This window comes from Asticcacaulis sp. P4_H10, assembly GCF_056400965.1.
On sequence record NZ_JBFUKH010000001.1, the window covers coordinates 56,087 to 80,561 of the forward strand.

General features: G+C 60.6%; 20 protein-coding genes. 13 read left to right on the forward strand and 7 right to left on the reverse strand.

Annotated elements, in window-relative coordinates; genetic code table 11:
- Nucleotides 1-4: 4 nt before the first annotated feature.
- Nucleotides 5-715, reverse strand: coding sequence for a response regulator (locus AC1DON_RS00180; RefSeq protein WP_476932715.1), 711 nt, complete (start codon nt 713-715; stop codon nt 5-7).
- Nucleotides 716-887: 172 nt separating this feature from the next.
- On the opposite strand from AC1DON_RS00180, the gene AC1DON_RS00185 reads away from it, so the two are divergent.
- Entirely contained in the window at nt 888-1,439 is a 552-nt protein-coding gene (locus tag AC1DON_RS00185; RefSeq protein ID WP_476932716.1) for a GrpB family protein, read from the forward strand.
- Nucleotides 1,440-1,506: 67 nt separating this feature from the next.
- Here the strand turns inward: AC1DON_RS00185 and AC1DON_RS00190 are convergent, their stop codons facing one another.
- Nucleotides 1,507-2,112 carry a DUF4142 domain-containing protein gene (locus AC1DON_RS00190; protein ID WP_476932717.1) on the reverse strand — a complete coding sequence of 202 codons (606 nt, stop codon included), beginning with the start codon at nt 2,110-2,112 and terminating at the stop codon, nt 1,507-1,509.
- A gap of 156 nt (nt 2,113-2,268) precedes the next feature.
- Between AC1DON_RS00190 and AC1DON_RS00195 the strand changes: the two genes are divergently transcribed.
- Nucleotides 2,269-2,571, forward strand: coding sequence for a hypothetical protein (locus tag AC1DON_RS00195; protein WP_476932718.1), 303 nt, complete (start codon nt 2,269-2,271; stop codon nt 2,569-2,571).
- Nucleotides 2,572-2,695: 124 nt separating this feature from the next.
- Here AC1DON_RS00195 and AC1DON_RS00200 read toward each other — a convergent pair whose 3' ends face one another.
- Nucleotides 2,696-3,244: a dihydrofolate reductase family protein gene (locus AC1DON_RS00200; protein ID WP_476932719.1), complete on the reverse strand. Its 549-nt coding sequence runs from the start codon at nt 3,242-3,244 to the stop codon at nt 2,696-2,698.
- Between the two features lie 399 nt (nt 3,245-3,643).
- Here AC1DON_RS00200 and AC1DON_RS00205 point away from each other — a divergent pair, with 399 nt between their 5' ends.
- The 4 genes from AC1DON_RS00205 to AC1DON_RS00220 all read left to right on the forward strand — a co-directional run bounded on the left by AC1DON_RS00205 (nt 3,644) and on the right by AC1DON_RS00220 (nt 7,932).
- The gene (locus AC1DON_RS00205) at nt 3,644-4,633 is read left to right on the forward strand and encodes a methionine ABC transporter ATP-binding protein (protein WP_476933455.1); all 990 of its coding nucleotides are present in this window, start codon (nt 3,644-3,646) and stop codon (nt 4,631-4,633) included.
- On the forward strand, nt 4,630-5,301 hold the full coding sequence (locus AC1DON_RS00210) for a methionine ABC transporter permease (RefSeq protein ID WP_476932720.1): 672 nt from the start codon (nt 4,630-4,632) through the stop codon (nt 5,299-5,301). Before AC1DON_RS00205 ends, AC1DON_RS00210 begins: the two co-directional genes overlap by 4 nt.
- A 12-nt stretch (nt 5,302-5,313) precedes the next feature.
- Entirely contained in the window at nt 5,314-6,102 is a 789-nt protein-coding gene (locus AC1DON_RS00215; RefSeq protein ID WP_476932721.1) for a MetQ/NlpA family ABC transporter substrate-binding protein, read from the forward strand.
- 348 nt (nt 6,103-6,450) lie between these two features.
- Nucleotides 6,451-7,932 carry a serine hydrolase domain-containing protein gene (locus tag AC1DON_RS00220; protein ID WP_476932722.1) on the forward strand — a complete coding sequence of 494 codons (1,482 nt, stop codon included), beginning with the start codon at nt 6,451-6,453 and terminating at the stop codon, nt 7,930-7,932.
- A 304-nt stretch (nt 7,933-8,236) separates the two neighbouring features.
- On the opposite strand, the gene AC1DON_RS00225 is transcribed toward AC1DON_RS00220, so the two are convergent.
- The 4 genes from AC1DON_RS00225 to AC1DON_RS00240 all read right to left on the reverse strand — a co-directional run bounded on the left by AC1DON_RS00225 (nt 8,237) and on the right by AC1DON_RS00240 (nt 12,979).
- Nucleotides 8,237-8,692, reverse strand: coding sequence for a nuclear transport factor 2 family protein (locus tag AC1DON_RS00225; RefSeq protein ID WP_476932723.1), 456 nt, complete (start codon nt 8,690-8,692; stop codon nt 8,237-8,239).
- Nucleotides 8,693-8,724: 32 nt separating this feature from the next.
- Nucleotides 8,725-10,011 (reverse strand): cytochrome b/b6 domain-containing protein, encoded by a 1,287-nt coding sequence (locus AC1DON_RS00230; protein ID WP_476932724.1) that lies wholly within the window; start codon nt 10,009-10,011, stop codon nt 8,725-8,727.
- Between the two features lie 25 nt (nt 10,012-10,036).
- Nucleotides 10,037-10,651 (reverse strand): YceI family protein, encoded by a 615-nt coding sequence (locus AC1DON_RS00235; RefSeq protein ID WP_476932725.1) that lies wholly within the window; start codon nt 10,649-10,651, stop codon nt 10,037-10,039.
- A 105-nt stretch (nt 10,652-10,756) separates the two neighbouring features.
- Nucleotides 10,757-12,979, reverse strand: coding sequence for a beta-glucosidase (locus tag AC1DON_RS00240; RefSeq protein WP_476932726.1), 2,223 nt, complete (start codon nt 12,977-12,979; stop codon nt 10,757-10,759).
- A gap of 272 nt (nt 12,980-13,251) precedes the next feature.
- On the opposite strand from AC1DON_RS00240, the gene AC1DON_RS00245 reads away from it, so the two are divergent.
- The 7 genes from AC1DON_RS00245 (at nt 13,252) to AC1DON_RS00275 (ending at nt 24,467) form a co-directional block, all read left to right on the forward strand.
- Nucleotides 13,252-14,292 (forward strand): LacI family DNA-binding transcriptional regulator, encoded by a 1,041-nt coding sequence (locus AC1DON_RS00245; RefSeq protein WP_476932727.1) that lies wholly within the window; start codon nt 13,252-13,254, stop codon nt 14,290-14,292.
- Nucleotides 14,293-14,575: 283 nt separating this feature from the next.
- Nucleotides 14,576-16,258, forward strand: a complete 1,683-nt coding sequence (locus tag AC1DON_RS00250) for a carboxylesterase/lipase family protein (RefSeq protein WP_476932728.1) — start codon at nt 14,576-14,578, stop codon at nt 16,256-16,258.
- Nucleotides 16,259-16,572: 314 nt separating this feature from the next.
- Entirely contained in the window at nt 16,573-18,867 is a 2,295-nt protein-coding gene (locus AC1DON_RS00255) for a TonB-dependent receptor (RefSeq protein WP_476932729.1), read from the forward strand.
- A gap of 192 nt (nt 18,868-19,059) precedes the next feature.
- Complete coding sequence (locus AC1DON_RS00260) at nt 19,060-21,459, forward strand: family 78 glycoside hydrolase catalytic domain (RefSeq protein WP_476932730.1); 2,400 nt, start codon at nt 19,060-19,062, stop codon at nt 21,457-21,459.
- Between the two features lie 61 nt (nt 21,460-21,520).
- A complete protein-coding gene (locus tag AC1DON_RS00265; protein WP_476933456.1) occupies nt 21,521-21,709 on the forward strand; it encodes an L-rhamnose/proton symporter RhaT in 189 nt (62 codons plus the stop codon).
- A gap of 473 nt (nt 21,710-22,182) precedes the next feature.
- Entirely contained in the window at nt 22,183-22,764 is a 582-nt protein-coding gene (locus AC1DON_RS00270) for a hypothetical protein (protein ID WP_476932731.1), read from the forward strand.
- A gap of 101 nt (nt 22,765-22,865) precedes the next feature.
- Entirely contained in the window at nt 22,866-24,467 is a 1,602-nt protein-coding gene (locus tag AC1DON_RS00275; protein ID WP_476932732.1) for a DUF4331 domain-containing protein, read from the forward strand.
- The last annotated feature ends 8 nt before the right edge of the window (nt 24,468-24,475 follow it).

Genomic DNA, 24,475 nt, shown 5'->3' on the forward strand with positions numbered 1-24,475 from the left:
GCGGTTAACCGCCCAAACCCGGGCGCAGCATATAGCCCACGCTGTAGACCGTCTGGATCAACTCCTTGTCGCCTGTGCCGGCAGGATCGGCATAGACCAGCTTCTGCCGCAGCCGTGACACCAGCGTGTCCAGGCCGCGCGGCGTCGAAAAACCATGCACCTCATCCATTGCCTTCAGGATCTGCTCGCGTCTGAGCGGCCGGTCGGGGTGGTCGAGAAAGACCTTTAGGAGGCCGAATTCGGCGGGGGTGAGTGCCAGCGTCTTGCCGGCTGGGCTGGTCAGCCTGCGAGCCTGCTTGTCCAGCACCCAGCCGAAGAAGCGCCAGTCCCCGCCGGCAGGCGCAGCGTTCTTGCGCAGACGGCGGAAGACGGCATTAATGCGGGCGATCAGCTCGTCATTGCTGAAGGGCTTGGAGACATAGTCCTCGGCGCCGAGGTCCAGCCCCTTGATCCTGTCGATATCCTCGCTCTTGGCACTGAGCATGATGATGGGCGGACCGTCTTCCGCCGAAACCCGCCGGCAGACGGAAAAGCCGTCTTCGCCCGGCATCATGGTGTCGAGGACGATGAGGTCCACGGCGCTTTCGGCCAGAACGGCGTCCATGGCCGCCGCGCCGTCGGCGGTGATGACGCCAAATCCCGCCTCGTCGAGCACAACCTCAAGCAGCTCGCGAATATCGGGGGTATCATCGACGACAAGGACGGTAGGTTTCAAGCGGCGGCTATCCGGGAGTCTGCAATCGCCGCCAAGTGTAACACCAACAGATTGCAACGCCACCGCAACCGTTACCCGGTGACGGAGTTTTGATGATGGACCGTCCCGCTGGACAGGACCACCCGGCCAATCTAAGACCTCAGGCCATTCTTACTCCGACAAACGAGACACCATGCCTGCCGCGAACAGCGTTGAAATTGCCGATTGGACGCCGGCATGGTCCGAGGCCTTTGCCGCCAAGGCGGCGATTCTGCGCCACGCCCTCGGTGAGCACGCCCTTCGGATCGACCATATCGGGTCAACAGCCATCTTGGGCCTGGCCGCCAAACCCATTGTCGATATTCAGATTTCCGTCGCGGACCTGAGGCAGTCTGCCCTCCTGACTGAAGCGATGGCTGCAATAGGGTATGTGTACCGGCCATCAAACCCGGACCTGACCAAGCGTTATTTCCGCGAGCGTCCGGGTGATGACCGAACCCATATCCATATGCGTCAGCGCGGAACCTGGCATGAGCAATGGCCGCTTCTATTCCGCGACTACATGCGCGACCAAATCGAAGAACATGCGCCATACGTTGCCTTGAAGCGTGAGCTGGCGCGCCGGCATGGTGAGGACAGGGACGCCTATACCGAAGGCAAGATGGACCATCTCTGGAGCATTATCCGGCGGGCGGATCGGTGGGCCCAGGACATCGGCTGGCGGGTGGGCCCAAGCGACGCCTGAACGGGTTCCCAATACGAAAAACGGGGCGCCGTGAAGCGCCCCGTTTGAAGTCACAAGGATTGCAGTCTTACATCTTGTCGATGTGTTCCTTGTGCGCCTTGAGCGTCGGCAGTGTTTCGGCGGCAAATGCCTTGAGCGCAGCATCGTCGCCATTATTGGCGTAGCTGTCAAACAGGCTGACGGCTTCGTCATGGGCGTCCTGCTGGGCGTCGATATAGGCCTTGTCGAAGTCCTCACCCGTTTTGGTCTTCAGGTCATCAAGCTTGCCTTGGTGGCTGTCGTCGAGCTTTTCAGCCGGCGGCGTGACGCCCGTGGCCTTGCCGACGGCGGCCTTGAAAGCAGTGCCGGCCTTGGTGTGATCGGTGATCATCTTGTTGGCGAAGGCCAGGACGTCCTTGTTCTTCGAGGTCTTGACGGCCAGCTTGCTGGTTTCGATCTCGAAGAGGTTGGCGACCGCGGCCTTGTCGGCGAACTGCTGCGGGCTGTCGTGCGTGACGGCATCGGCGATGGCGCTGCCGGCGCCTTCGGCAGCCGTGCCGGCTTCGGCCGCGGCGCTTTCGGTGGCATTGCCGGCCTGGGTCTGCTCGGCCTTGCTGCAGGCGCTTAAAGTGCCGAGCAGAAACAGGCTGGAAAGGGCGGCGGTGGCCAGGATGGATTTGCTGTTGGTGCGCATGACATTGTCCTCAAGGCGTTGTGAAGTGGCCGTGAAGCTAATGACATGGATATAAAATCGCGCCCTCAGGCGTCAGCCGGAATATAAAAAAGCGATGGCCGGTTGAGCTGGTCAGCGTGCCTGCTTCGTCTTATGGTCCGGAACAAGGGGGGAATTATGACGCTGAGCAGTAAATCAAGCCTTGGGGTGCGCGGCTTGTATTTCGTTTTTTTCGCAGCAACGGCCCTGGTGCTGGGATGGTATCTTTATATGCAGGTGCCTAAGGTTCAGGCCGGCGAGACTTCGGTCTTTTCGCTGATGCCGCTTTTTATTGTTGTGCTTGTGTTACTGACCGGTATGGTATGGGCACTGGTTGGTGGACAGGAAGACTGGGTTATCACCGACCCGCATATCCGCATCCGGTCGAAGGGCATGACGGCCGGACGGCATCCAATCATCATAACCAGAGGAAAGTCATGAAACATCCAACCATCCTCAAGAGATGCGTTTATGGCATGGTGCTTCTGCTTGTTTCAGCTGGCCTCGGAGGCTGCGGCCTGATCCTTCCGGGCCTGACCTGAGGCGTCGGTTAGTCTGAAGACGCTCAGTCGAGCGCCACATAGACCAGATGAAGCGCATTATCGTCGATAGGCATGCTCGACTTTAACCGTAATGGTGGGCGAGTATCGTGGAAGAATGGCTTGCCTTCGCCGAGCACGACCGGGCGCAGGTGCAGATGATATTCGTCGATCAGGCCCAGGCGCGTCATCAGGCCGGCCAGTTGCGGCCCTGAGACGCTTAAGATTCCGCCTGTGCGCGCCTTGAGATCGCGGACCTGGGTTTCGATGTCGCCGGTGATCAAGGTGGCATTGGGGCCAAGGTCTGACGATGTCGATGACACGACCCACTTGGGCAGCCCGCGCCACAGTGCCGCGAATTCGGCCTGGGGCGCGTCCCATTCCGGACGTTCGTCGTCCCAGTAGCGCATGAGGTCGTACATCCGCCGCCCGTATATGGCGCCGGCATGGCCACGCAGGGTGTCGATCCAGTAGCGGAAATGCTTCTGACTTGGCGCGCCCATGACCAGATTGCCGCCAGCGTCATCGACATAGCCGTCGAGCGAGACGTTCATACCCAGGATAAGTTTTCCCATGGCGGTCCTCCGTGTTGCTAGAGAGTGCTATCAGCCCCGGCGCCCAGGAACCATAACTTATTTGCAACCGGTCAGGCTGAAGGAAGCCGAGCGGCAAGTGATCGGCAGCCGGCCAAAAAAAGACCGCCATCGGGGCAGATGGCGGTCAGTAACCTCTGGGATGAGGCAGCAGGGAAGAAAAGACATGAAGAAGCTTCTATAATTCCTATACAAAATGTGGTAATTTGTAACAAGTCAGAAATAGCCCGCCTGCCATATAGAAATACTTCGCGGTTGGCATGCGTGAGATCTGCCGGAGCGAAAGCCGATTCAATCTGTTTGAATTTGTGCGACAGGTATTGCGGGAATCCGAAGCAAGGGTTATGCGCAGGGGTAGTTTCCATTGGATCGACCTTGTCCATCATTTCATTCGAACACGTCGCCAAGACCTTCAATGCCTCGGGCCGCGCTCAGGCAGCGCTGAGCGATATCACCCTTGCCGTCGAAGCCGGTGAAGTCTTCGGCATTGTCGGTGCGTCCGGTTCGGGCAAGTCAACTCTGGTGCGGCTGATCAACCGTCTGGAGCGCCCGACCTCAGGGCGGGTGGAGGTGTCCGGCCAGGACCTGGCTGGATTGAATGCGCGCCAGCTTTCGGCCCTGCGCCACAAGCTGGGCATGATCTTCCAGTCGTTCGGGTTGCTGTCGTCCAAGACCGCCCGCCAGAATATCCTGTTCGCCCTGCAGCTGGCCAAGCCGAAGCTCGACGCCGCCGACCATGCGCGAATCGACGGTCTGCTGGCGCGGGTGGGCCTGACCGACCACGCCCATAAATATCCGGCCCAGCTGTCCGGCGGCCAGAAGCAGCGTGTCGCTATTGCCCGGGCGCTGGCCAATTCGCCCGACATCCTGCTGTGCGACGAGCCGACCAGCGCGCTCGATCCGGAGGCGACGCAAGGTGTGCTCGATCTGCTGACCGAGCTTAATCGCGACCTGAAGCTGACCGTCGTCCTGGTGACGCACGAGATGGATGTGGTGCGTCGCATCTGCGACCGCGTGGCGGTGCTGGGCCACGGCCACCTGGTCGAGCATGGTCCGGTGTCACAGGTCCTGTTCAGCCCGCAAAGCGACGCCGCCAGAGCGCTGATCGCCCCGCTGACGCCGCCTGTACCGGCATCGGCCGGCGCCCACCCGCGTCTGCGACTGACCTATTTCGGCGATATCGTTACCAGCGATGCCTTAAGCGCGGCAACGCAAGGCCTCGATGTGCGCTTCAGCATCATTGCCGGCCAGGTATCGGCGCTGAAAGATACACCCTATGGGCAACTGGTCGTCGAACTGGAAGGGCCGGGGCGGGCGATCGCCCTGGAACGGCTGGCGGCGCGAGGCGTAAGTGTGGAGACCATCGCATGATCCCGACCGATTTCTTCCGGAATATCGACGGCGTCGAAATCGCTCTGGCGAGCTGGGAAACCCTGGCCATGCTGTTCGGTTCCTTGCTGTTCAGCGTGGCGCTGGGCCTGCCGCTAGGCATCTGGTTGTTCGCGACCTCGCCGCGCGGCCTGTCGCCCAACAGCGCTCTCTACGGCCTGCTCAGCCTGATGGTCAATGTCCTGCGCTCGATCCCCTTCGTCATCCTGTTCATCCTGTTGATCCCCGTGACCCTGGCCCTGGTGGGGACTTCGCTGGGCGTGCGCGGCGCCATTCCCCCCCTGGTGCTGGGGGCCGCGCCCTTCTTCGCCCGGCTGGTCGAAGCCAGCTTACGTGAAGTCGACCGCTCGGTCATAGAGGCGACCCAGGCCCTGGGCGCCAGCAACCGGCAGATCGTGCTGAGCGCCCTGCTGCCCGAGGCCATGCCGGGTCTGATTGCCGCGGTGACGGTGACGGCCATCGCGCTCGTCTCCTATACCGCCATGGCTGGCGTCGTCGGCGCCGGCGGGCTCGGTGATCTGGCCGTGCGCTATGGCTACCAAAGATTCCAGACCGATGTCATGGTTGTCACCGTGGCCTTGATCGTCATTCTTGTTCAGGCGCTGCAGATGGGCGGCGACGCGCTGGTGGCGCGGTTTCACAAACGATAGGAGCGTTGCGCCATGACTTCACGCCGTCTTTTCCTGCTGTCCGCCCTGGCGGTTACCGCCTGCGCCAAGCCTGAAGCCAAGGGCAATGTCCTGACGGTCGCGGCCACCGCCGTTCCGCACGCCGAAATCCTCAAGGCGATTACGCCCGACCTGAAAGCGCAGGGCATCGACCTCCAGGTCAAGATCTTCAACGACTATGTCCAGCCGAACCTCCAGGTCGACCAGAAGCTGATCGACGCCAACTATTTCCAGACCTTGCCTTATCTGGAGGCGTTCAACAAAGAGCGCGGGACCAAGCTGGTGCCCGTGGTCGGCGTCCATGTCGAGCCGTTCGGCGCTTATTCCCGCAAGGTCAAGGCAATCAACGACCTGGTCAAAGGCGCCGTCATTGCCGTACCGAATGACCCAACCAATACCGGCCGCGCCCTGATCCTGCTGCACAAGAACGGCCTGATCACGTTGAAGGATCCGAACAACATCGCTGCGACGCCGAAGGATATCGCGGCTAATCCGAAAGGCTTTGTCTTCAAGGAGCTGGAATCACCATCCCTGCCGCGCGTGCTGGGCGAGGTCGACCTGGCCCTGATCAACACCAACTATGCGCTTGACGCCAAGCTCAATCCGCAGTCGGATGCGCTGATCATCGAAGGCCCGGACAGCCCGTATCTCAATTACTTGGTGGCGCGCCCGGACAATAAGGACGATGCCCGGATCAAGGCTCTGGCGGCCGCATTGACGTCGCAAAAGGTGCGCGATTTTATCGCCGCGACTTACAAGGGCGCCGTCATTGCTGCCGCATAATAAAGTGTGCGGGAAGGCGTCGTGGACGGAATAGTGGTGGCGGCCTGTCCGTTGCACTCGCTGCCCAGCCCATGCCTGTGGTAACCACGCTGACGAGCGCGATCGATGCTAAGCTGACCGGCAGTGCCGCCTGTGGCGGATGCGCCTGTCGCTGCGTCAATCGGGGCGCCGGTCCGGGCTTCCCGTCCACCGCAAGCTTTCCGGGCGGACGGAACAGGCCGAACGCCCCGAGGCCCGTTAGCGTCCAGAGCCACCCGAGCAGCCGGAAATAGCCCGCACTGCTTAGGTTCATTTAAACGGCCGACGGCTCGCCGAGGGCATCTTATATTCAAGCGGAAAGGACAACGCATGCGGAATCTAGGTCTGTCTCTGGCGATCACGGTCGCCATTTCCTTAGCGGCCGTCAGCTCTCCGGCGAGCAGCCAGACGGTAACCATTCCCGCAGCTGAGGCTGGGGCGCAGACAGCTCAGCTTCCGCCGCTGAGCGACTTTGTCGGAACCTACGCCTACCAGGGCGGCACCATGGAGATCGTTGCTCCCGACGAACTGTTCGCTGTGATTGACGGCGGCAAGCACTTGCTGCGCCGCAAGTCGGCGGATCTTTTCATCAACGGTGGCGGCGCGGACGTCACCTTCCATCGCGGCCCCGATGGGGGGGTAATCTCCGTAGAGGACCATCAGGGCCTCTACCAGCGTCTGTCGGCCAATATCTCGGCCCTGACGGAAGCGGGGTTTCAGCCCCGGCCTTCCGGTTCGCCACCCTATCGCTACCAGGCGCCGCGCAACGTGAGAGACGGTATCCCGGTGGGCAATGTCGCCAAATCCGATCTCGGCGCCGAGGCCGCGGGCCGCATCGTCGCCGGCGTTCTCGACAAGACCTGGCCGGACGTCGACGGAGTCCTGATCTTCCAGGGCGGCAAGCTCGTGCTGGAAGAATATTTCTACGGCTATGACCGCGATACGCCGCACCAGATGCGTTCGGCGACCAAGTCAGTGGTCGGCGCCGTCGTGGGCGCGGCCGTCGCCAATGGCGCTGTCACGCTGGACGAGCCGGTCCTGCCCCTTCTCGGCTATGCAGACGTCGCTAACCCCGATCCGCGCAAGTCCGCCATCACCCTGCGCCACCTGCTCACCCTTCAGTCGGGCCTCGACTGTAATGACTATTCGGTGACCTCCGCTGGCGGCGAGAATAAGCTTTACAGTACGGCCGACTGGATCCGCGTCTTGGTTGACGTGAAAATGCTCGAGGAGCCGGGCACGGTGGCCCGCTATTGCACCGGCGCGACCTTTATGGCCGGTCGCGTGGTAGAAAAGGCGACGGGCCGCGCCCTGCCCGACTATGCGCAGGAACACCTGTTCGGGCCATTGGGCATCCGTCGGGCCGATTGGATCTGGAACCCCACACTCACGAACGCTGACAAAAAATTCGGCATGATGGCCATGCGCCCGCGCGACATGCTGAAGTTCGGCATGCTCTACGCAAATGAGGGGCGATGGGGTAAGAAACAGGTCCTGCCCGCCGCCTGGGTGAAGGAGTCGCTCTCGTCACTCAGCCGCGTGGAAAATACAGATTACGGCTACCTCTGGTGGCGCATGTCGGTGCAGGCTGCAACGCCGGACGGCCCCCGTCGCGTCTATATGAGCGCCGCGCAAGGCAACGGCGGCCAGAAGATATACCTCGTACCCGAGCTTGACCTGATCGCCGTCTTCACAGGCTCGCGCTACAACACTGGCGGGGCGCCGCCGAACAAGATCATGGCCGAGGTGGTCTTGCCCGCCCTGCTACGGGCGCGCGGCGTAAAGGGAGATGTCGGTGCGCCAACCCATTGATGCCGGCTCGGCTTCGAAGCTTCTCGTAGGTCCCGCCCCGCCTGCCTGGCGGCAATATTGGGGGCTGCGAAATAGGGCGAGGTCGGGCTGCGGGGTCATCTCTGCTAAACCACGCCGACAGTGTCGTTGAAGCGCGTCCGATCCCCTTCGTGACGGCCGGCAGACGGAAAATCGAAGCCGGCCCCGATGGAGGTCAACCAAAGGCCGTGCCGGTCGCGCAACTGGTGCCGGGCGGGAGCGGGATACCTCAGCCAAGACAATTTCCGTCATCGCCGCTGAGGTAGGATTTGCCCGTTACGCCCACTCAATCTGCTGGTGTGAACATGGGATTTCCGTTTGCCGTCTTGTCCGCTGGCACTTCGGGCTGCAATACATCCCAATGCTCCACCAGCTTGCCATTTTCGATGCGGAAGATGTCGACTGCGATCATCGGGGTAGGACCGAAACCCGTATAGCGGCCGTGGATCGCTACGTAATCACCGTCGGCCATCACCCGTCCTGGTTCATATTTGAAATTTTGCGGCAGGTTGTTGAGCAGGCCGGGCAGGGCTTCAACGCCGTTGGGAACCATCGGATTGTGCTGGATATACGTCTTGCCCCAATAGGTTTCAATCGCCGACGGATCGCGATTGATGAACAGGGCTGTCATCGCGGCCTTGACCAGTTCGGCATTGTTTTTGGGCTTGGCCCATGCGCCCGGTGCCGCGAGGCTTAGTGCAGCGACGACGACAAGCGACGCGTAGAGTTTGTTTCGTATCATGGATTTCCTTCCTGGGTTGGTAAGTTTGGATCTTACAGGCTGACGGCGGGCGCGGTCACCGCATTCACGCGTATCTGGACGTTCACGTTCGCCGGGATTGCGTCCGTCCCGGCAAATTCACCTCTGCCGACGCCAAAGGCCGTCCTGTCGAGGAGGGTCTCGCCTACGACCGTCGCGCGACCGTCTTTGATACTGAGCGTGAAAGGCAGGTCCAGGGGCCGGCTTGTCCCGTGAAGGGTCAAATTTCCGTGAGCTATGAAGTGCGCCTTGCCCAGCGCCGTAAACCGCCTGGCGTAGAATATGGCTTGCGGAAATTGTTCGGTAGCAAAGAACTGAGAGCCCCGGAGCATGAGATCGCTGTCGGAATCGCCCGAATGCAAGGAGGTCAGGTCGATCCGGACAGTGACCCGTGAAGCCTGGAGCCGTTCCGCATCGAAAACGATATCCGCTGTAAACCTCTCGAACCCGCCTTTAACGTCCTCCCCTTGAAAGCTTGTCGTCCAGCCAAGCGCCGTGCCGGCCTTCTCAAGTTTCCAATGCGGGACCGGGTTACTTTCATTCGAGGTGGAATGGCTTTCCGCCGTCCCACTGTCCAAAGACGCGGCTGGCGCCTGAGACGCGACATGCGGCACGTCGGCAGGTTCAGCCAGGGTCTGTTCAGCAGACGGCTTGTTCCCGGTAGCGCCGGCAAACAGGCTGGCAACGACGGCCGCGACGATGACACACACAGGAATGATCCAACGCCAGTTCAGAATGGGTTTCGGATGGAGGCCCGGAAGCATACCTTCCATGACGTTGTCCCTGTTAACCAGGTGATGCTTCAAGGCGGCGCCGACATGCAGGGGGATCATGAGGTAAGCAAGCAGTTTCCCGCCGGCGTCGTGCAAGGCTTCAAAGAGATCATGCATGGCTTCGGTGTGTGGCACGGGCAAATGGAACCAGTTCACGATGAAGAATGGGATATCGCGCGGAGAGGTCGAGACCATCGCCCAGCCGGTAAGCGGCATGCCGATCATAGCCACGTAGAAGAGGACATGCAGCGTCTTTGCCGAAACCGCCTGCCAGGCCGGCATCACAGGCTGGGGCGGCGCCTTGTGATTGAGCCTCACGGCGATCCTGGCAAGGCTCAGGAGCAGGACGAGAATGCCGGCGGATTTATGCCAGAATGCCACGGCCAGGACATTAGGGTTAGAGGGCGTAATTCCCCAACCCAGGAAAATCATGAAAAATATCAGACCCGCGATGAGCCAATGAAGCCACCGGCTCAGGACGTAATAGTGCTGTGGAGACATGCTGTTTCCAAGGGCATCATTGGTCATCGGAAATCCATGAGAAAACGTTGTGTTATTTTTGCTTGATGAATTCCGCGTCGATCACCAGATCGACCTTGTCGCCGATGGCGGGGAGGAAAGTCTTCATGCCGAAATCGGAGCGTTGGACCGTCGCCGCGGCCAGGAATCCGACGCGGGTGTCTCCCATCATGCCTGTTCCAAAGCCATTGAAGGTAACATCGAGTGTAACGGGCTTGGTTACGCCCAGCAGGGTCAGCTGCCCCTCGACCCTGGCATGAGTGGCGTCGACGGGCACGAGGCGGGTGGACTTGAAGGTCATCTCTGGAAATGCGGCCACGTTGAAGAAGCCGGCGCCCCTCAGTTCGTTGTCCCGCGCATCAAGGCCGGAGTCCAGCGCACTGGCGTCAAGCGACACGGAAAGCGTGGCGTGCTCAGGTTTGGCGGGATCATAATTGAAACCGCCTGAAATCTTGTCGAACGTCACGGTTGTGGTTGAGAAACCTATGTGGTCGATGCGGGCCAGCACGCTGGCATGCGTGGGATCGACATGATATTGGCCGGCGGCGACTTGCGCCGGGTCTTTTGACGTGACGGCTGAGGATGCCGACATAGGTGCAAGCACGGCGAGCATCGCGGTAAGAGCCCCGATCTTGAAAATTCTATTCATAACGTCTCCTAGAATATGAGTATATTGCATAACTGTTTCCATTAATAACAATAATGACAGACTGTTTCTTAGTTGGCGGCTCCGGCCGCGATTGGCCGTGAGGTTCTACGGTTTAAGTTTCCTTGCCCGGATCTTTGCCTTTTCCTGGATACCGGTATCCATGGCGTCCTTCGCGACGGCAATGGCGTAGTCTCCGCCATCGACAATCCATGACCTTGTCTTGGTGTCGAACCGGGCGAGCAGGCGCGCATCCGCCGTCAGGCTGACAGTCTGGCTTTCACCTGGTTTCAGTTCGACCTTGTCGAACCCGATGAGCCGCTTGGTGGCTCCGGACGGTGTTTGATTGAGATAGGCCTGTGGAGCGGCTTTGCCGGCGACCGTGCCTGTGTTGGTTACCTTGAAGCTGAAGGCGAGGGTGTCCCCGCCACTGACCTTCAGGTCGGAATAGGCGAAGGTCGTGTAGCTGAGACCATGGCCAAAAGGGAACAGCGGTTTGAGGTTGAGCTTGGCGAACCGCTTGTATCCCACATAGGCGCCTTCATCGTAGACTACGTCAAAGACCTGTCCATCGGGCACATCGATCCCGGGAAGCGGACCGGAACGGGGATACTGTGTGATATCGGCAGGGAAGGTGATGGGGAGATGGCCGGAAGGATTGACCGCGCCGGTAAGAATGTCGGCGATCGCTTCACCGCCTTTCTGGCCGGGATACCAGGCTTCTATGACGGCCGGCACTTGGTCCAGCCAAGGCATGGCGACCGGATTTCCGGTTTCGAGAACGACAATAGTTTTAGGATTGGCGGCGGCTGCGGCCTTGATGAGTTCATCTTGCCCATTGGGCAGGCTGAGACTTGGCAGATCGCTGCCTTCGCAGTTCCACTGGGTGACAAAAACAATCACCAGGTCATAGTTCCTGGCGCGTCGGGCGACTTCTTCCGGATACTCACCGATTTCGAAGGCGATGTTTGTGTCCGGCAGGGCCGCACGCAACGCCTTCAGTGGAGAAGAGGGGTGGTAGTGGATCTTGTTGAAGGCGGCAAAGACGCCGTCGCCGCCCCGGTCGATGACGGTCTGCTTCATGTCGGCCACCACCTGTGATGATCCGCCGCCGGACATGACGCCAAGGTCGGCGTGGCCGCCGACAACCAGGATCGACTTTACCGCCGAGGCCAGCGGGAGAAGTCCGCCTTCATTCTTGAGCAGCACAATGCCTTCGGCTGCTTCAGCCTTGGCGATGTCCGCATGGGCGGCCGCGTCATAGGCTGCCGGGGCCGGCGGGGAATCAAAAAGACCGGCGGCGAACATGGACCTCAGAATGCGCCGCACCATGTCCGACAGGCGTGACTGGGGGATTTCCCCTCTTTCGACTGCTTTTTCGAGCGGGTCACTGAACCATACCTGCTTGTCGATTTGCTCCCCCGACTGTTGGTCCAGGCCTTTCAGCGCGAAGTCCGTTGCTTTGACGGCGCCCCAGTCCGACATGACCCAGCCCTTGTACCCCCAATCGCCTTTCAGGACGTCGTTGAGCAGGAAGCTGTTGCCGCAGCCATACTCGCCGTTGATCAGGTTGTATGAGCACATTACGGAACCAGGCTGGCTTTTTTCGATCGCGATCTGGAAGGTCAGCAGATCGGACTCGCGCAGGGCCTGTTCTTCGATGACGCTGTTGGCGAAGTTGCGGCCGGTTTCCTGGTCGTTGACCGCAAAATGCTTGATTGTCGAAATCAGGCCTTGCGCCTGAATACCGTTGATCGACTCGGCGACGATGTTGGCGGCGAGCCAGGGATCTTCCCCGGCATATTCGAAATTGCGGCCGTTACGCGGGTCGCGCGCCAAATTGATGCCGCCCGCCAGTTGGACGTTCATGCCCTTTGCCCGGGCCTCCCTGCCGACCACTTCGCCGCCCTGATAGGCGATCCGCGTATTGAAGGTCGCCGCCAGAAGGAGTGACGACGGAAGCGCCGTGGCGACATCGTCGGGACGTGTCATCAATGGGTTGGTCACGCCCAGCGAGGCGTCACTTTCTTGCAAGTGGGGAACGCCCAGGCGCGGGATGCCTGGGAGATATCCCGCCGAAGCGACTGCGCCGTCCGGTAGCTTTCCGTCCTTCATGAACATTGGCAAGGCCATGGGGCCGTGGACCAGGCTCAGCCGTTCGTCCTGGGTCATGGCGTGCTCAAGCAGAATCGCGCGCGCGTCCGGGGAAAGGGAAGGGCTCATCCAGGGCCTTGCAGGCTGAGCGACTGCACCGGATGCCGTGACAAGGCAAAAAGCTGAACAGGCCATGCCAACCTGTTTCAAACGGTTCCGTGTGTTGGAATGTCGCATCGTTCCACCTGGAGTACGCCTTTGGCGCTATTGTTATAAAAGAGGGCGCCCTAGGGGTTTTAGGGCCCCTTGGGCGCCAGTTGTCGCTGCAATGAAGCCAGAACCTTCACGGGATTTAACGTCAGCGCTGACGTAAACTGCATTACGTCAGCGCTGCCGTCAAGATGGTGAAATGCGGTGAATTGACGAAACGATCTTCGAACAAAAGGTGAAGGGGCTGGACAAGCCCTTTCGGAGCCCTGATACTTGTCGGGCATTAGAGGTTGAAAATTTTGGCTAATCTTACTCTGGACGATCTGGCGAAGCGCGCGAATGTCTCGGCGAAAACCATTTCGCGCGTCGTCAATAAGCTCCCGGGGGTCGGCGCCAAGAAGCGGGCAGAGATAGAAAAGCTGATCGCCGAAACCGGCTTTCGCCCAAACTTCGGCGCCAGGGTGCTGGCCAGCTCGCGCAGCTACACCATCTGCATGGTGGTCGAGGACCAGACGTCTCACTACTACTTTTCAGAACTGCAGATCGGGATATCGCGCGCCTGTATCTCCGCCGGCTACCATCTGATCGTCGAACCGGTCAGGGACGTCCTGGAAAAGGGCAAGGAGGCAATTGCCGGACATTTCGCTGCCTTTCGCCCCGATGGATTGATCGTCGTGCCCCCGGTATGCGAGGCAACGAGCTTTACCGACGCCCTGACGGAACTGAACCTGCCGTTCGTATGTGTGGCGCCTGTCGACGGCAAAAGCACCACGTCCTACGTCGAGATGGATGACGAACTGGCCAGTTACGAAATTACGCGGCATCTCATTGACCTCGGGCACCGCGAACTGGCCTGGTTGTCGGTGAGCAAACACCTTGCGTCCATGGGATTGCGCGAAGCCGGATTTTGCCGGGCGCTTCACGAAGCCGGTATCGTGCAACGCGACGCCTTCCGGTCGACTCCTCCGCCGGGTCCGGGATATGGCCATGAAATGGCCTACCGCCTTTTGACCCTTCCCATCCGGCCGACGGCCCTGGTGTGTGGAAACGACTCGGTGGCGCTGGCCAGCATTGCCGCCGCCCAGCGCGTCGGGCTGGTTGTACCCAGGGACGTCAGCATTGTGGGCTTTGACGACAGCCCCGCCTCCGAGAGCTGCTGGCCGCCCCTGACGACGGTTCATCAGCCGATCAGCGCGATGGGACAACGGGCGACCGAAATCCTCCTTCGGCATCTTGACCGGGATCAGCCTGTAACAGGTTTGACGCAGGAAAGCGTGCAGCATGCGATCATCTATCGCCAGACGACGGCGCCATGTCTTGATGCCGTCTCGATTGCGTAGGGCTGCGTAACCGGCACGCCTGATCGAGTCGACAATCATCGGGGACATGTTGCGAATTTGCCGCAGCACCCAAGAAAGTTATCACTCATACCTAATTTGCAAATCGGCCGTTCGCGCGGCTTTTGCGCCGGAATATCATAGGGTTCGATGCCGCCGAACGGCGTCTGGTCGCAACATTTACGTCAGCGCTGCCGTAAATCCGGTTGACTTCGTTTCGTTCATCGGAGACCCTCGAGGAAACAACACCCCCAGGGTGCAAGAAAATCTAGTCAGGCAGGAACCTATGGAACGGACGCATCTCAACCGGCGCCATTTTTTGACAACAGCGGTGGCTGTCGGGGCCGTCGGCGCGGTGTCGCAAAACGTTAGGGCTCAGGCCCCTGCGGCCGCGACGGCCGTCTCCGCTCCGTTTGTCACTGTCAAGACCGCGCAGGGCAGCCTCCGGGGCGGTCATAGCCGTGGCGCTCTTGCATTCAAGGGTATCCCCTATGCCGGGTCTGTGAGCGGCAAGGGCCGGTTCCTGGAAGCGCCGCCGGCTCCGGCCTGGTCCGGCATACGGGACGCACTGACGCTGGGGCCTCCGTCGCTGCAGAAGCCAGGTGGCTCTTTCGGCGAAAACGAGCCCGCCGGTAGCGAGGACTGCCTTGTCCTGAATGTTTGGACGCCGTCTGTGAGCGACGGCAAGGCCCGGCCGGTCATGTTCTACGTCCATGGCGGCGGCTATCATTCGGGTTCGGCCGGGGCTCCGTCGCAAGACGGCGCCCATCTCGCCGCCACCTATGACGTGGTGGTGGTGGCCTGCAATCATCGCCTGGGTCTTCTGGGCTACATGTATTTGGGGGATCTTGGCGGGGAAGCCTTCGCCACTTCTGGCAACCAGTCGATGCTCGACATCGTGGCCGCCCTGCGGTGGGTCAAGGGCAACATCGCTGTATTTGGCGGTGACCCGGGCAATGTCATGATCTTCGGCGAGTCGGGCGGTGGCTTCAAGACCGGGACGCTCCTGGCCATGCCGGCGGCGCGCGGCCTGTTCCACAAGGCCAGCGTCGAAAGCGGCGCGGCTTTAACACGGCTGACCCGTGAACAGGCGACGGACACGGCATTGCGTGTTCTGCGAGGCCTTGGGATATCGCCCAAGGACCTTCACAAGTTGGCCGGCGTGCCGTCGCAGGCCTTTGTCGATATCCAGGTCCAGGCCGAGCAGGGCAGGGGAGCGCTGATCGATCCCAACGATCCAAAGAGTGAACTGCTCCATCGCGCCAATTTCAATCGTCCGGGTTCCTGGGGACCGGTCGTCGACGGCGTCGTTCTGCCCATGCACCCGTTCGAACCGCTGGTATCGCCGCTTGCAGCCGACATCCCCATCATGGTCGGTCACAATCGCGACGAGTCGACCTTCTTCAATATGGGGCGGCCCGATACTTTCACGATGGACGCGGCCACGCTGAAAGCCCGGTTGGCCAGTGAATTCGGTGGCTATGCCGACCGTATCGAAGCCGCTTACCGAAAGGCCTACCCCGGCTATTCGGCAAGCCAGCTTTATATCGCCATTTCGAGCGATGTCTGGTTCGGCAACGACTCGGTGACCCTGGCGGAGCGAAAGTCGCTTCAGCCGGCGCCGGTCTATCGCTACAGGTACGATTACCAATCGGACTTTGTTATCCCCGGAACAAGCTACAGGTTCGGCGCGGGACATGCGTCCGAAATCAACATGAAGTTCTACAACACCGATCTGCGCGGTCTGCAGGGGGCGGGGCCTGGAGTTGAGAAAGCGTCGCGCAACATGAGCGAGATGTGGGCGACCTTTGCCCGCACGTCCCAGCCTGGTGCAAAGGGCCAGCCTGTATGGCCCAGGTATGAGCGCGCAACGCGCCGGACGATGGTCATCGATGTCGACTGCAGGGTCGAGAGTGACCTGGACGGCGACCTGCGCCGAATGTGGGAAGGCATAGGTCCGGCTGTTTAAACAAGAAGGAGGTGTAAGATCACGTGGTGAAGTAACGCGTCAAGCGTATCCAGTATCCGCCGTTGTAGGGAGAGCTGTGACGGAACGGGTACATGTTTGTTATATCTAATAACAAATGTGTGCGGTCGAAATTTCCCTTTGACGGAGCAATGGAACTGACGTTCTATCGAGTAAAGCGTAAAAGCCGTATAAAAGGCAAATGCCTAAACACGCGGGGAGGCCGGGGCAAAAAGTAATGCCCGCCAATATAGTCCCGCCACAATCAACAATAAATGAAACCTCTCTCAGAGGTGCAGGGTATAAAGGAACAACACATGCTCAGGAAATTTACGTCAGCGCTGCCCCAAAAGGCGATCGCCCTTATGATCGGCACCAGCCTGCTCGCCCTGGCGGGCGCAGCGGCAGCTCAGGATAAGGCCCCCGCAGCCGATTCGGCCGCCGCCGAAGATCCCAACGTCGTCATCGTCACGGCCAACAAGCGCCGCGAACCGGTGCAGAAGGTCGCCCAGACCGTCAACGTCGTCAGCGCGGCCCAGCTCCAGAACCTGCAGATCCGCTCCTTCCAGGAAGTCGCCACGGCTGTCGGCGGCGTGTCCCTGACCCGGACCAGCGGCGGCGAACAGTCCATCTCCATGCGCGGCATCAAGATGCCGAACAACGGCGGCACCGGTGGCGCCACCAACACCGTCGAAGTCTATCAGAACGAAGTGCCGATCAGCACGACCGACGCCTTCAACGCCCTGTTCGACATCGGCCAGATCGAAGTCCTGCGCGGCCCACAGGGCACGCTGCGCGGCCGTCCGTCGCCGTCGGGCGCCATGACCATCGTGACCCAGCGCGGCAGCTTCTCCGGATATGACGGCTTCATCCAGGGCTCGGCCACCGACCACAACGGCCAGAACCTCCAGGCTGCGTTCGGCGGCCCGATCAACGATAAACTCGCTTTCCGCGTGGCCGGTCTCTACGACGCCAGCGACGACAACCAGGTCAAAAGCATCGGCAATGGCAAGAAATCTCACCACGAAACCACAGGCCTGCGCGGCAGCCTGACCTGGAAGCCGCTCGACAATCTCGACGTCAACCTGATGCATCAGTATATCAGCGAAGACCGCGACTTTTACCGCTCGGTCCGGGGCACCGCGCCCTGCGTCGGCGGCCCGATCCCGGTCAGCTCCGCCGGCTGCGGGCACAGTTACACCCTGGCCGACCGCGTCTCGCTGAATACAGGCCCCAGCCCCGTCACCTATGAAGGCCACCTGACGACACTCAGCGTCCGCTACGACCTTGGCGACTATCAGATCAACTATGTCGGCGGCTATAACGACTCGACCTTCGCCAACGGCCTCGACTTCGACTTCGCCGGTATCGGCCAGACCAACCAGATCCCCACCTGGCTGCTGGGCACCAACACCGCGAAAGTGACCACCAACGAACTGCGCTTTGAGTCGACGAACGGCACCTTCTACAACTTCACCTACGGCGTCTTCGCCAGCTCGACCAAGAACACCGGCGACTTCGCCTTCTTTCCGTTCTTCACCAGCGCGCCCTCGGCCTCCAACGTCAACGACTACGGCGTCTTCACCAACCAGCGCTTCAACCTGAGCGAAAAGGACAAGCTGTCCCTGGGCATCCGCTACTCGCATTTCGAGGTTGACCGTCTCGGCGCCGGCCTGAACACGACCTACCAGGCGATCACCGGCAATGCCAGCTACCAGCATGAGTTCACCCGCGACATCATGGCCTATGTCTCCTACGGCACGTCCTTCCGTCCGGGTTCGGGCGGCGCCAACACCGTCCAGCAACCCGTGCCGCGCAGCAATGGCAACTTCGACTCCGAACATTCGCAATCGACGGAAATCGGCGTCAAGTCGCAATGGCTGGACCGCCGCCTGACCGCCAACCTGTCGTTGTTCGACCAGAAGTACGACGGCTACATTGCCTCGATGTTCAACGTCGCCTGTACCGGCGTACCCAACCCGAACGGCATGTCTTACGCCACAAATGACGGCACGGCGGCGGGGCCGATCTGTTTTGGCACCATGTTCGCCAACGGCAATGCCGTCAGCAAGGGCGTCGAAGTCGAACTGCGCTACCTGATCACGCCCAACTGGTCGGCCGGCCTCCTCTACACCAACACCGACGCCCATTTCGTCGACGCCCTGCTGCCGTGCAACGACTATGACGGCGATGGCGTCCCCAGCGTCGCCGGCACCCCGATGGTCCAGCGCAACAGCTACATCAGCCATTGCGTCTCCAGCCAGGTCCTGGGTCAACTTCCGGCCACCAGTATCAGCGCCAACACCAATCTCGACTTCAAGCTGTGGGGCTTGAACGCCTATGCCCGCGCCAACGCCATTTATCGCGACAAGGCCTACTTCCCGCAGACGGCTAACTTCATGCCGGGCTACACTCAGGTGAACGCCTATGTCGGCATCAAGGGCGCCGACGACAACTGGGAACTCAGCTTCTGGGCCAAGAACCTGTTTGATGAAGTCGTCCAGGACACAGATGGCGGCCCGTGGTCGATCTACGGTGTCCAGTCTGGCCTCAGCATCGGAACGGTCACCAATGCCCGTGAAATCGGCGTGACCCTGCGCCGCGATTTCTAATACCTCGTACTCCCGAGGAAACTAAGCTGGGCGGTGTTCCGGGTCATGCTCCCCCTAGGCGTGGTCCGGAGGCATCGCATCACGAGGCCTTTCCCAGCGCCGCCCAGTGCCTTTCTCACGTCCGGGGAACGTGACAAAATACGTAAGCTTTTTGGCCATGCGGCCAGCGGCGCAATGACAGGATGACAGAGGATGAAAAAGATCAGACGTTTGGCATTGGCCGCAATCGTGATGGCCATGACCGGGTTGAGCGCATCCTTCGCGGCGGCCGAGGGCAGGTGGGTAACTCTGCCGAACCTTGCGCCCAAGACTCAGGTCGTGCTGCACTTTCGCAAGGAGATTGATCTTGCGCAGGTTCCGGACAGGTACCGCATCAAGATAAGCGCCGACAACCGGTTCATCCTGTATGTGAATGGCATACGCGTGGGCGCGGGACCGTCGCGTGGCGACCTGGCGCATTGGCGGTATGAAGGTCTTGACCTGGCTCCGTATCTGAGGAAGGGGCACAACGTCATCGCCGCCGAAGTATGGAACGCGGTGGAGGAAAGTTCGAGAAGCAAGCCCCAGACCGCGCCGCTCGCCCAGTTGAGCGCCAGGGTGGCTTTTTGGGTCGAGGGGGAGGGAGAGGCTTCGAAGCTCGATACCGGCGAGGGATGGCGTGCCTCGATCCAGCCTGGGCATGGTTTCAGCTCTCCATTCCTGTCGCTGGCTCAAAAGCTTGGGCCGATCTTCTACGCGGCCGGCAGCTCTGAAGACATTGATGGTGCCAAAGCGGATTGGGACTGGAATGGCTCGCGCCTTACCGGCGCCGGGTGGATGCCCGTGGTGCCCGCAACCGCCGAGGGAGAGACACCGCCGTGGACACTCGTGGCCAGCCAGCTACCGCAGATGGCTTATAAGCCGATACCGACCGGAAAGATCGTCCGTCCGGATATCGCCCAGGCAAAGGCGTTCGGCAGGAGCGGTATAACCGTTCCCGCCAATTCGAAGGTTTCCATTCTCGTTGACCAGGCGCAGGTCATTGCCGCCTACCCGGAACTAAAAACGTCCGGGGGCAAGGGCGCCAACGTCACGCTCACCTATGCCGAGGCGCTCTACGACGCGAACAAGAAGAAGGGGGACAGGAGCGAAATCGCAAACCGGACCATTATCGGGGTCGAAGATACCTTCCATGTATCCGGTGGCGCGCATCGCGCTTACCGGCCGCTCTGGTGGAGAACCTTCAGATACGTTCAACTGGATATCAAGACCGGTTCGGAACCCCTCGCCATAGACGGACTGAACCTGTTCGAAACCGGCTATCCGTTTGAGGAAAAGGGCTACTTCCGCAGCAACGATCCGCAACTGGACAAGATCTGGAAAATTGGCTGGCAGACCGTGCGGGTCGATGCCCATGAGACGTTCCAGGACAGCTCGTACTGGGAGCAACTGCAATATGTCGGAGATACAAGGCTTCAAAGCCTGATCGCCTACACCGTGTCCGGCGACCCCCGTCTTCCGGTCCAGGCGATAGATGCATTCGCGAATTCCCAGGAGGCGGATGGAATGATCGAATCCGCCTATCCGTCCAGCACTGACAATAGCATTCCTCCCTTCGGCTTGCTGTGGATCGGCATGATGCACGATTACCTGAGGAACCAGCCCGATACCGCGGTTCTGCGCCGCAACCTGGAGAGCGGGCGAAAGGTCCTGGCCTGGTTCGAACCCTATGTCGTCTCGAACGGACTGCTGACGATGAACCCGGGATGGAACTTCGTCGACTGGGCGGGTGAGGCGCAGATGCCGTACAGTCCATCCGAATATGATCGCTTTCCGTCTTACGACAGGGCCACGAAGACGTCGTGCCTGACATCCCTGACCTATCTCGGCGCGCTCAAGGACATGGCCGCGATTGAAGCCGCCGTCGGTGATCCGCAGTTCGCGGGCCGCTATTCGGAAAAAGCGGTCAAGCTGACAGCCGATATTCGGAACCAGTGCTGGGACGCGGAAAAGGGCCTGTTTGCGGACTCGCCCGCGAAGATGGTGTTCAGCCAGCATGCCAACGCCATAGCCGTTCTCTATGACGTCGCTCCGCGCGATCAGATGGGAGCGATATTGTCCCGCGTGACGATGCCGAAAGGAACCGAGGCGCCGGACGGCATCATTCAATCGAGCTATTACTTCTCGTGGTATCTTATCCAGGCCTTTGACCATGCGGGACTGAGCGACACCTATCTCGACCGGCTCCAGACCTGGCGTGATCTGACGAAGCTGAATTTCACCACATGGCCGGAAAGCCGTGGCGACACGCGCTCGGATACGCACGCCTGGAGTTCACATCCGACGGCAGATCTCATCGGCATCGTGGCCGGCATTCGTTCGGCCGCGCCGGGTTATGCACGTGTCGTGGTGGCGCCGCACCTGGGACACCTAACTGAGTTGGATGCCGCCGCCGCCACGCCTGCGGGTCTCGTTTCGGCTTCCTATCGTCGTCTTGGGAATGGAGGATTGAGCGCCAGGATCACCAAGCCAGCCAATCTGCCGGGTGAGTTCGTTTGGAAGGGCAAGGCTTATCCGCTTTCAGATCAAGAAACCGTCCTCGCCCTGCCTTGACCGGACAAGGGTTTAAATCCGGAAAAGGCACCTTCTCGTGACTTCTAATCCCCTGCCCGGTGTGGTCTATCACTGGCTCGGCGGGCTTTCCTCAGCCAGCTTTTACGTCCCCTACAAAAAGATAAGATTGTGGTCGTGGGAAATCTTCTGGCTGACCGGAGGAATATTCCCCTGGCTGATCGCGCCTTGGATCGGGGCCTTCAAATGTATAAGGCGGTATTGGCGCCGATGCTTACGCCCTCGCCATTAAGCCACCAAGCGCGCCGCCTTCCAAAAGCGACCTGATTTTCAAACCCGCTCAAAGTGCTGGTTGTAGAACCGGCGAAGAGGCGGATATCGTTATGCGTGATAACCGGCCGTATTTTGTCATGCAGGCAGGACCTTCGAGTAACTGGGATTACCCGAGTGTCCGCTTCCCGGTGAGATTGCGCCATGGCATTGACGCAGATGATGTCCGGTTTTGGCGCTATGCTCACGGTATGCCGCGCGGAAGACGTGGGATGGTTTCATCGTTTTTGGTCGCTGCTACGTATTCGGTGCATTCGATCATGAGTCAGCCTGATGATGCGCTTTCCAGTTCATAGTCCCACGGTGAGGTCGCCCCGCCTTAAGCAACGTCTCAGCGTATGGGGCGGGGTTTTGGCGGGTCACGTGTTGGTAGGGTATCTGCTGTGCTGGCAATTGCGCGTCCCTGCAATGCCGCCCCTCGGAAATAACGGGCAGATGATAACGGTCGGCCTGGTGTCCGAGATGGCAATAGCCGGGCCAGTTGCAGAGCGCGAGCCGATGCCAATCAAGGAATCGCGCCGGCAGCGCGTTCCGGCGCCCCAGGAAAACGGGCTGGCACCTTCTTCGGTGTCCGAGGACCTGGCCGAGCCGTCCCTGACCGATGCGCAGATGAAACTTGTCAGCAATTTTCAGCCGGCGGCCATGGGCGAACCCGGTGCAGCCTGTGATGTGACGCAGCAACTGGCTGAGACCTTCGGTAACAGTCCTGAGGTCAGGCAAGGCATCGCTGCCATCCCCTCGTCGGGACGGTCGGTCGCTAATGCGGTCATGCTGTGGGATGGTCAGTGGGCGGACGGTACGCAAGGCGGCGGGATGGCTGTGCTGCGCGCCCTTCTGGTCAAGGCCGTGGTGTCGTCGCGGCCGGAATGCCTTCAGGCGCAGAACCAGGGGCCGGTGCTGTTCCTGATCCCCGACAACCAGACCACGGTCGTCCTGGCGATCGGTTCGGGACAGTGGCGTTGGGCTGACATGCTGGAGCCCTCGCCACAGCCTGATGTCGTCGCGTCAATTTTCTAGTGCGCATTTATTTTCGCAACCGGACATCAAAATCCCGGACCTCTCCGTAGTGAATGCATGGGCGATCGCATCGGCGGTTGCATCACGTCCAGGAGGGTTTCGTGAGGAATTTGAAGCGCGGCAGTCTTGCCATTCTTACTACAGTCAGTGTGCTGAGCCTCGCGGCTTTTGCCCCCGCGGTCATGGCGTCCAGCCACCGCGAAGCGCCGGGCATCACCAAGTCGCCCAAGGTTGACTCGACCGACTTCTACATGTTCCGCAGCTATGAGCCGGGCAAGGACGGGTTCGTCACCTTCATCGCCAACTATCAGCCGCTGCAGGATCCGGGCGGCGGTCCGAACTATTTCACCATGGACCCGGACGCGGTCTATGAAATCCATGTCGATAATACCGGCGACGCCAAGGAAGACCTGACCTTCCAGTTCAAGTTCAGCAACGCCCTGGCGGGCGGAACGGGTGTCACGCTCAATGTCGGCGGCACGACCAACGCCATTCCGCTGCGCCACGCCGGCGCCATCAGCGCCAGCAGCAGTGCGGCGCTGGGCGAAAGCGAAAGCTATACCCTGACCGTGATCAGCGGCGACCGCCGCTCGGGCACCAAGGCCATGGCGACCAATGCCAGCGGCGGCGGGACCAGCTTCACCAAGCCGTTCGACTACAGCGGCAAGAAGACCTTCGCCGACTATAACGCCTATGCCAACCAGTACATCTACAATGTCACCCTTCCGGGCTGTTCGACCGCCGGCCGCGTCTTTGTCGGTCAGCGCGCCGAAGCCTTTGCGGTCAATCTGGGATCGATCTTCGACCTGGTGAACTTCGTGCCGGTCGAAGGCGACAGCGCCCCCGGCGCCGGTGATGGCGGCGGCTTTCCTGGCGGCATCAAGCAGAGCCGCGCCAATGATGAACTGGTCGGCAAGAAGAACGTCACCTCGATCGCCATCGAAGTGCCGATCTCCTGCGTGACGGGCTCGGGCAACGGCGTCATCGGTGGTTGGCAGACAGCCAGCCTGCCGCAGGCGCGCCTGCTGGCGCCGAATGCGACCTACGCCAAGCCGTCGGTGTCCGGCGGCGCCTACACGCAGGTGTCGCGCCTCGGCATGCCGCTGGTCAATGAGATCGTGATCGGCCTGCCCGACAAGGACAAGTTCAATGCCTCCAAGCCGGCGGATGACGCCCAGTTCGGCGCCTATGTCACCAATCCGACCCTGCCAGCCATCCTGAACCTGTTGTTCAAGGATGCCGTCAATGCGACGCTTGGGACCAATATCGCCAACCTGGCCCCGACCAACTTCCCGCGCAACGACCTGGTCGCCGCCTTCCTGACCGGAGTGCCGTCGCTGAACCAGTTGAAGACGGTGACGCCTTCGGAGATGATCCGCCTGAACACAGGCGTAGCTGTCACGCCGCGCGCATCGCAGAGCAATCTGGGTGTAGCTGGTGATGACCTGGCTGGCTTCCCGAACGGCCGCCGTCCAGGCGACGACACTGTCGATATCGAACTGCGGGTTGCGATGGGGGCGCTATGCCATCCGATCCCGATCAACCACGTTCCAACCAATCTGGGCGTCTGTACACCCGCCCAGGCCCCGGTCGGCAATGTACCCTTCACCGATGGCGCGCCTATCAAGGCGACCGACCTGCAAGGCAGCTTCCCATATCTGAACCCGCCGCTGGCCGGTGCGCCGCTCAGCGAACACCGCTAAGGACAACC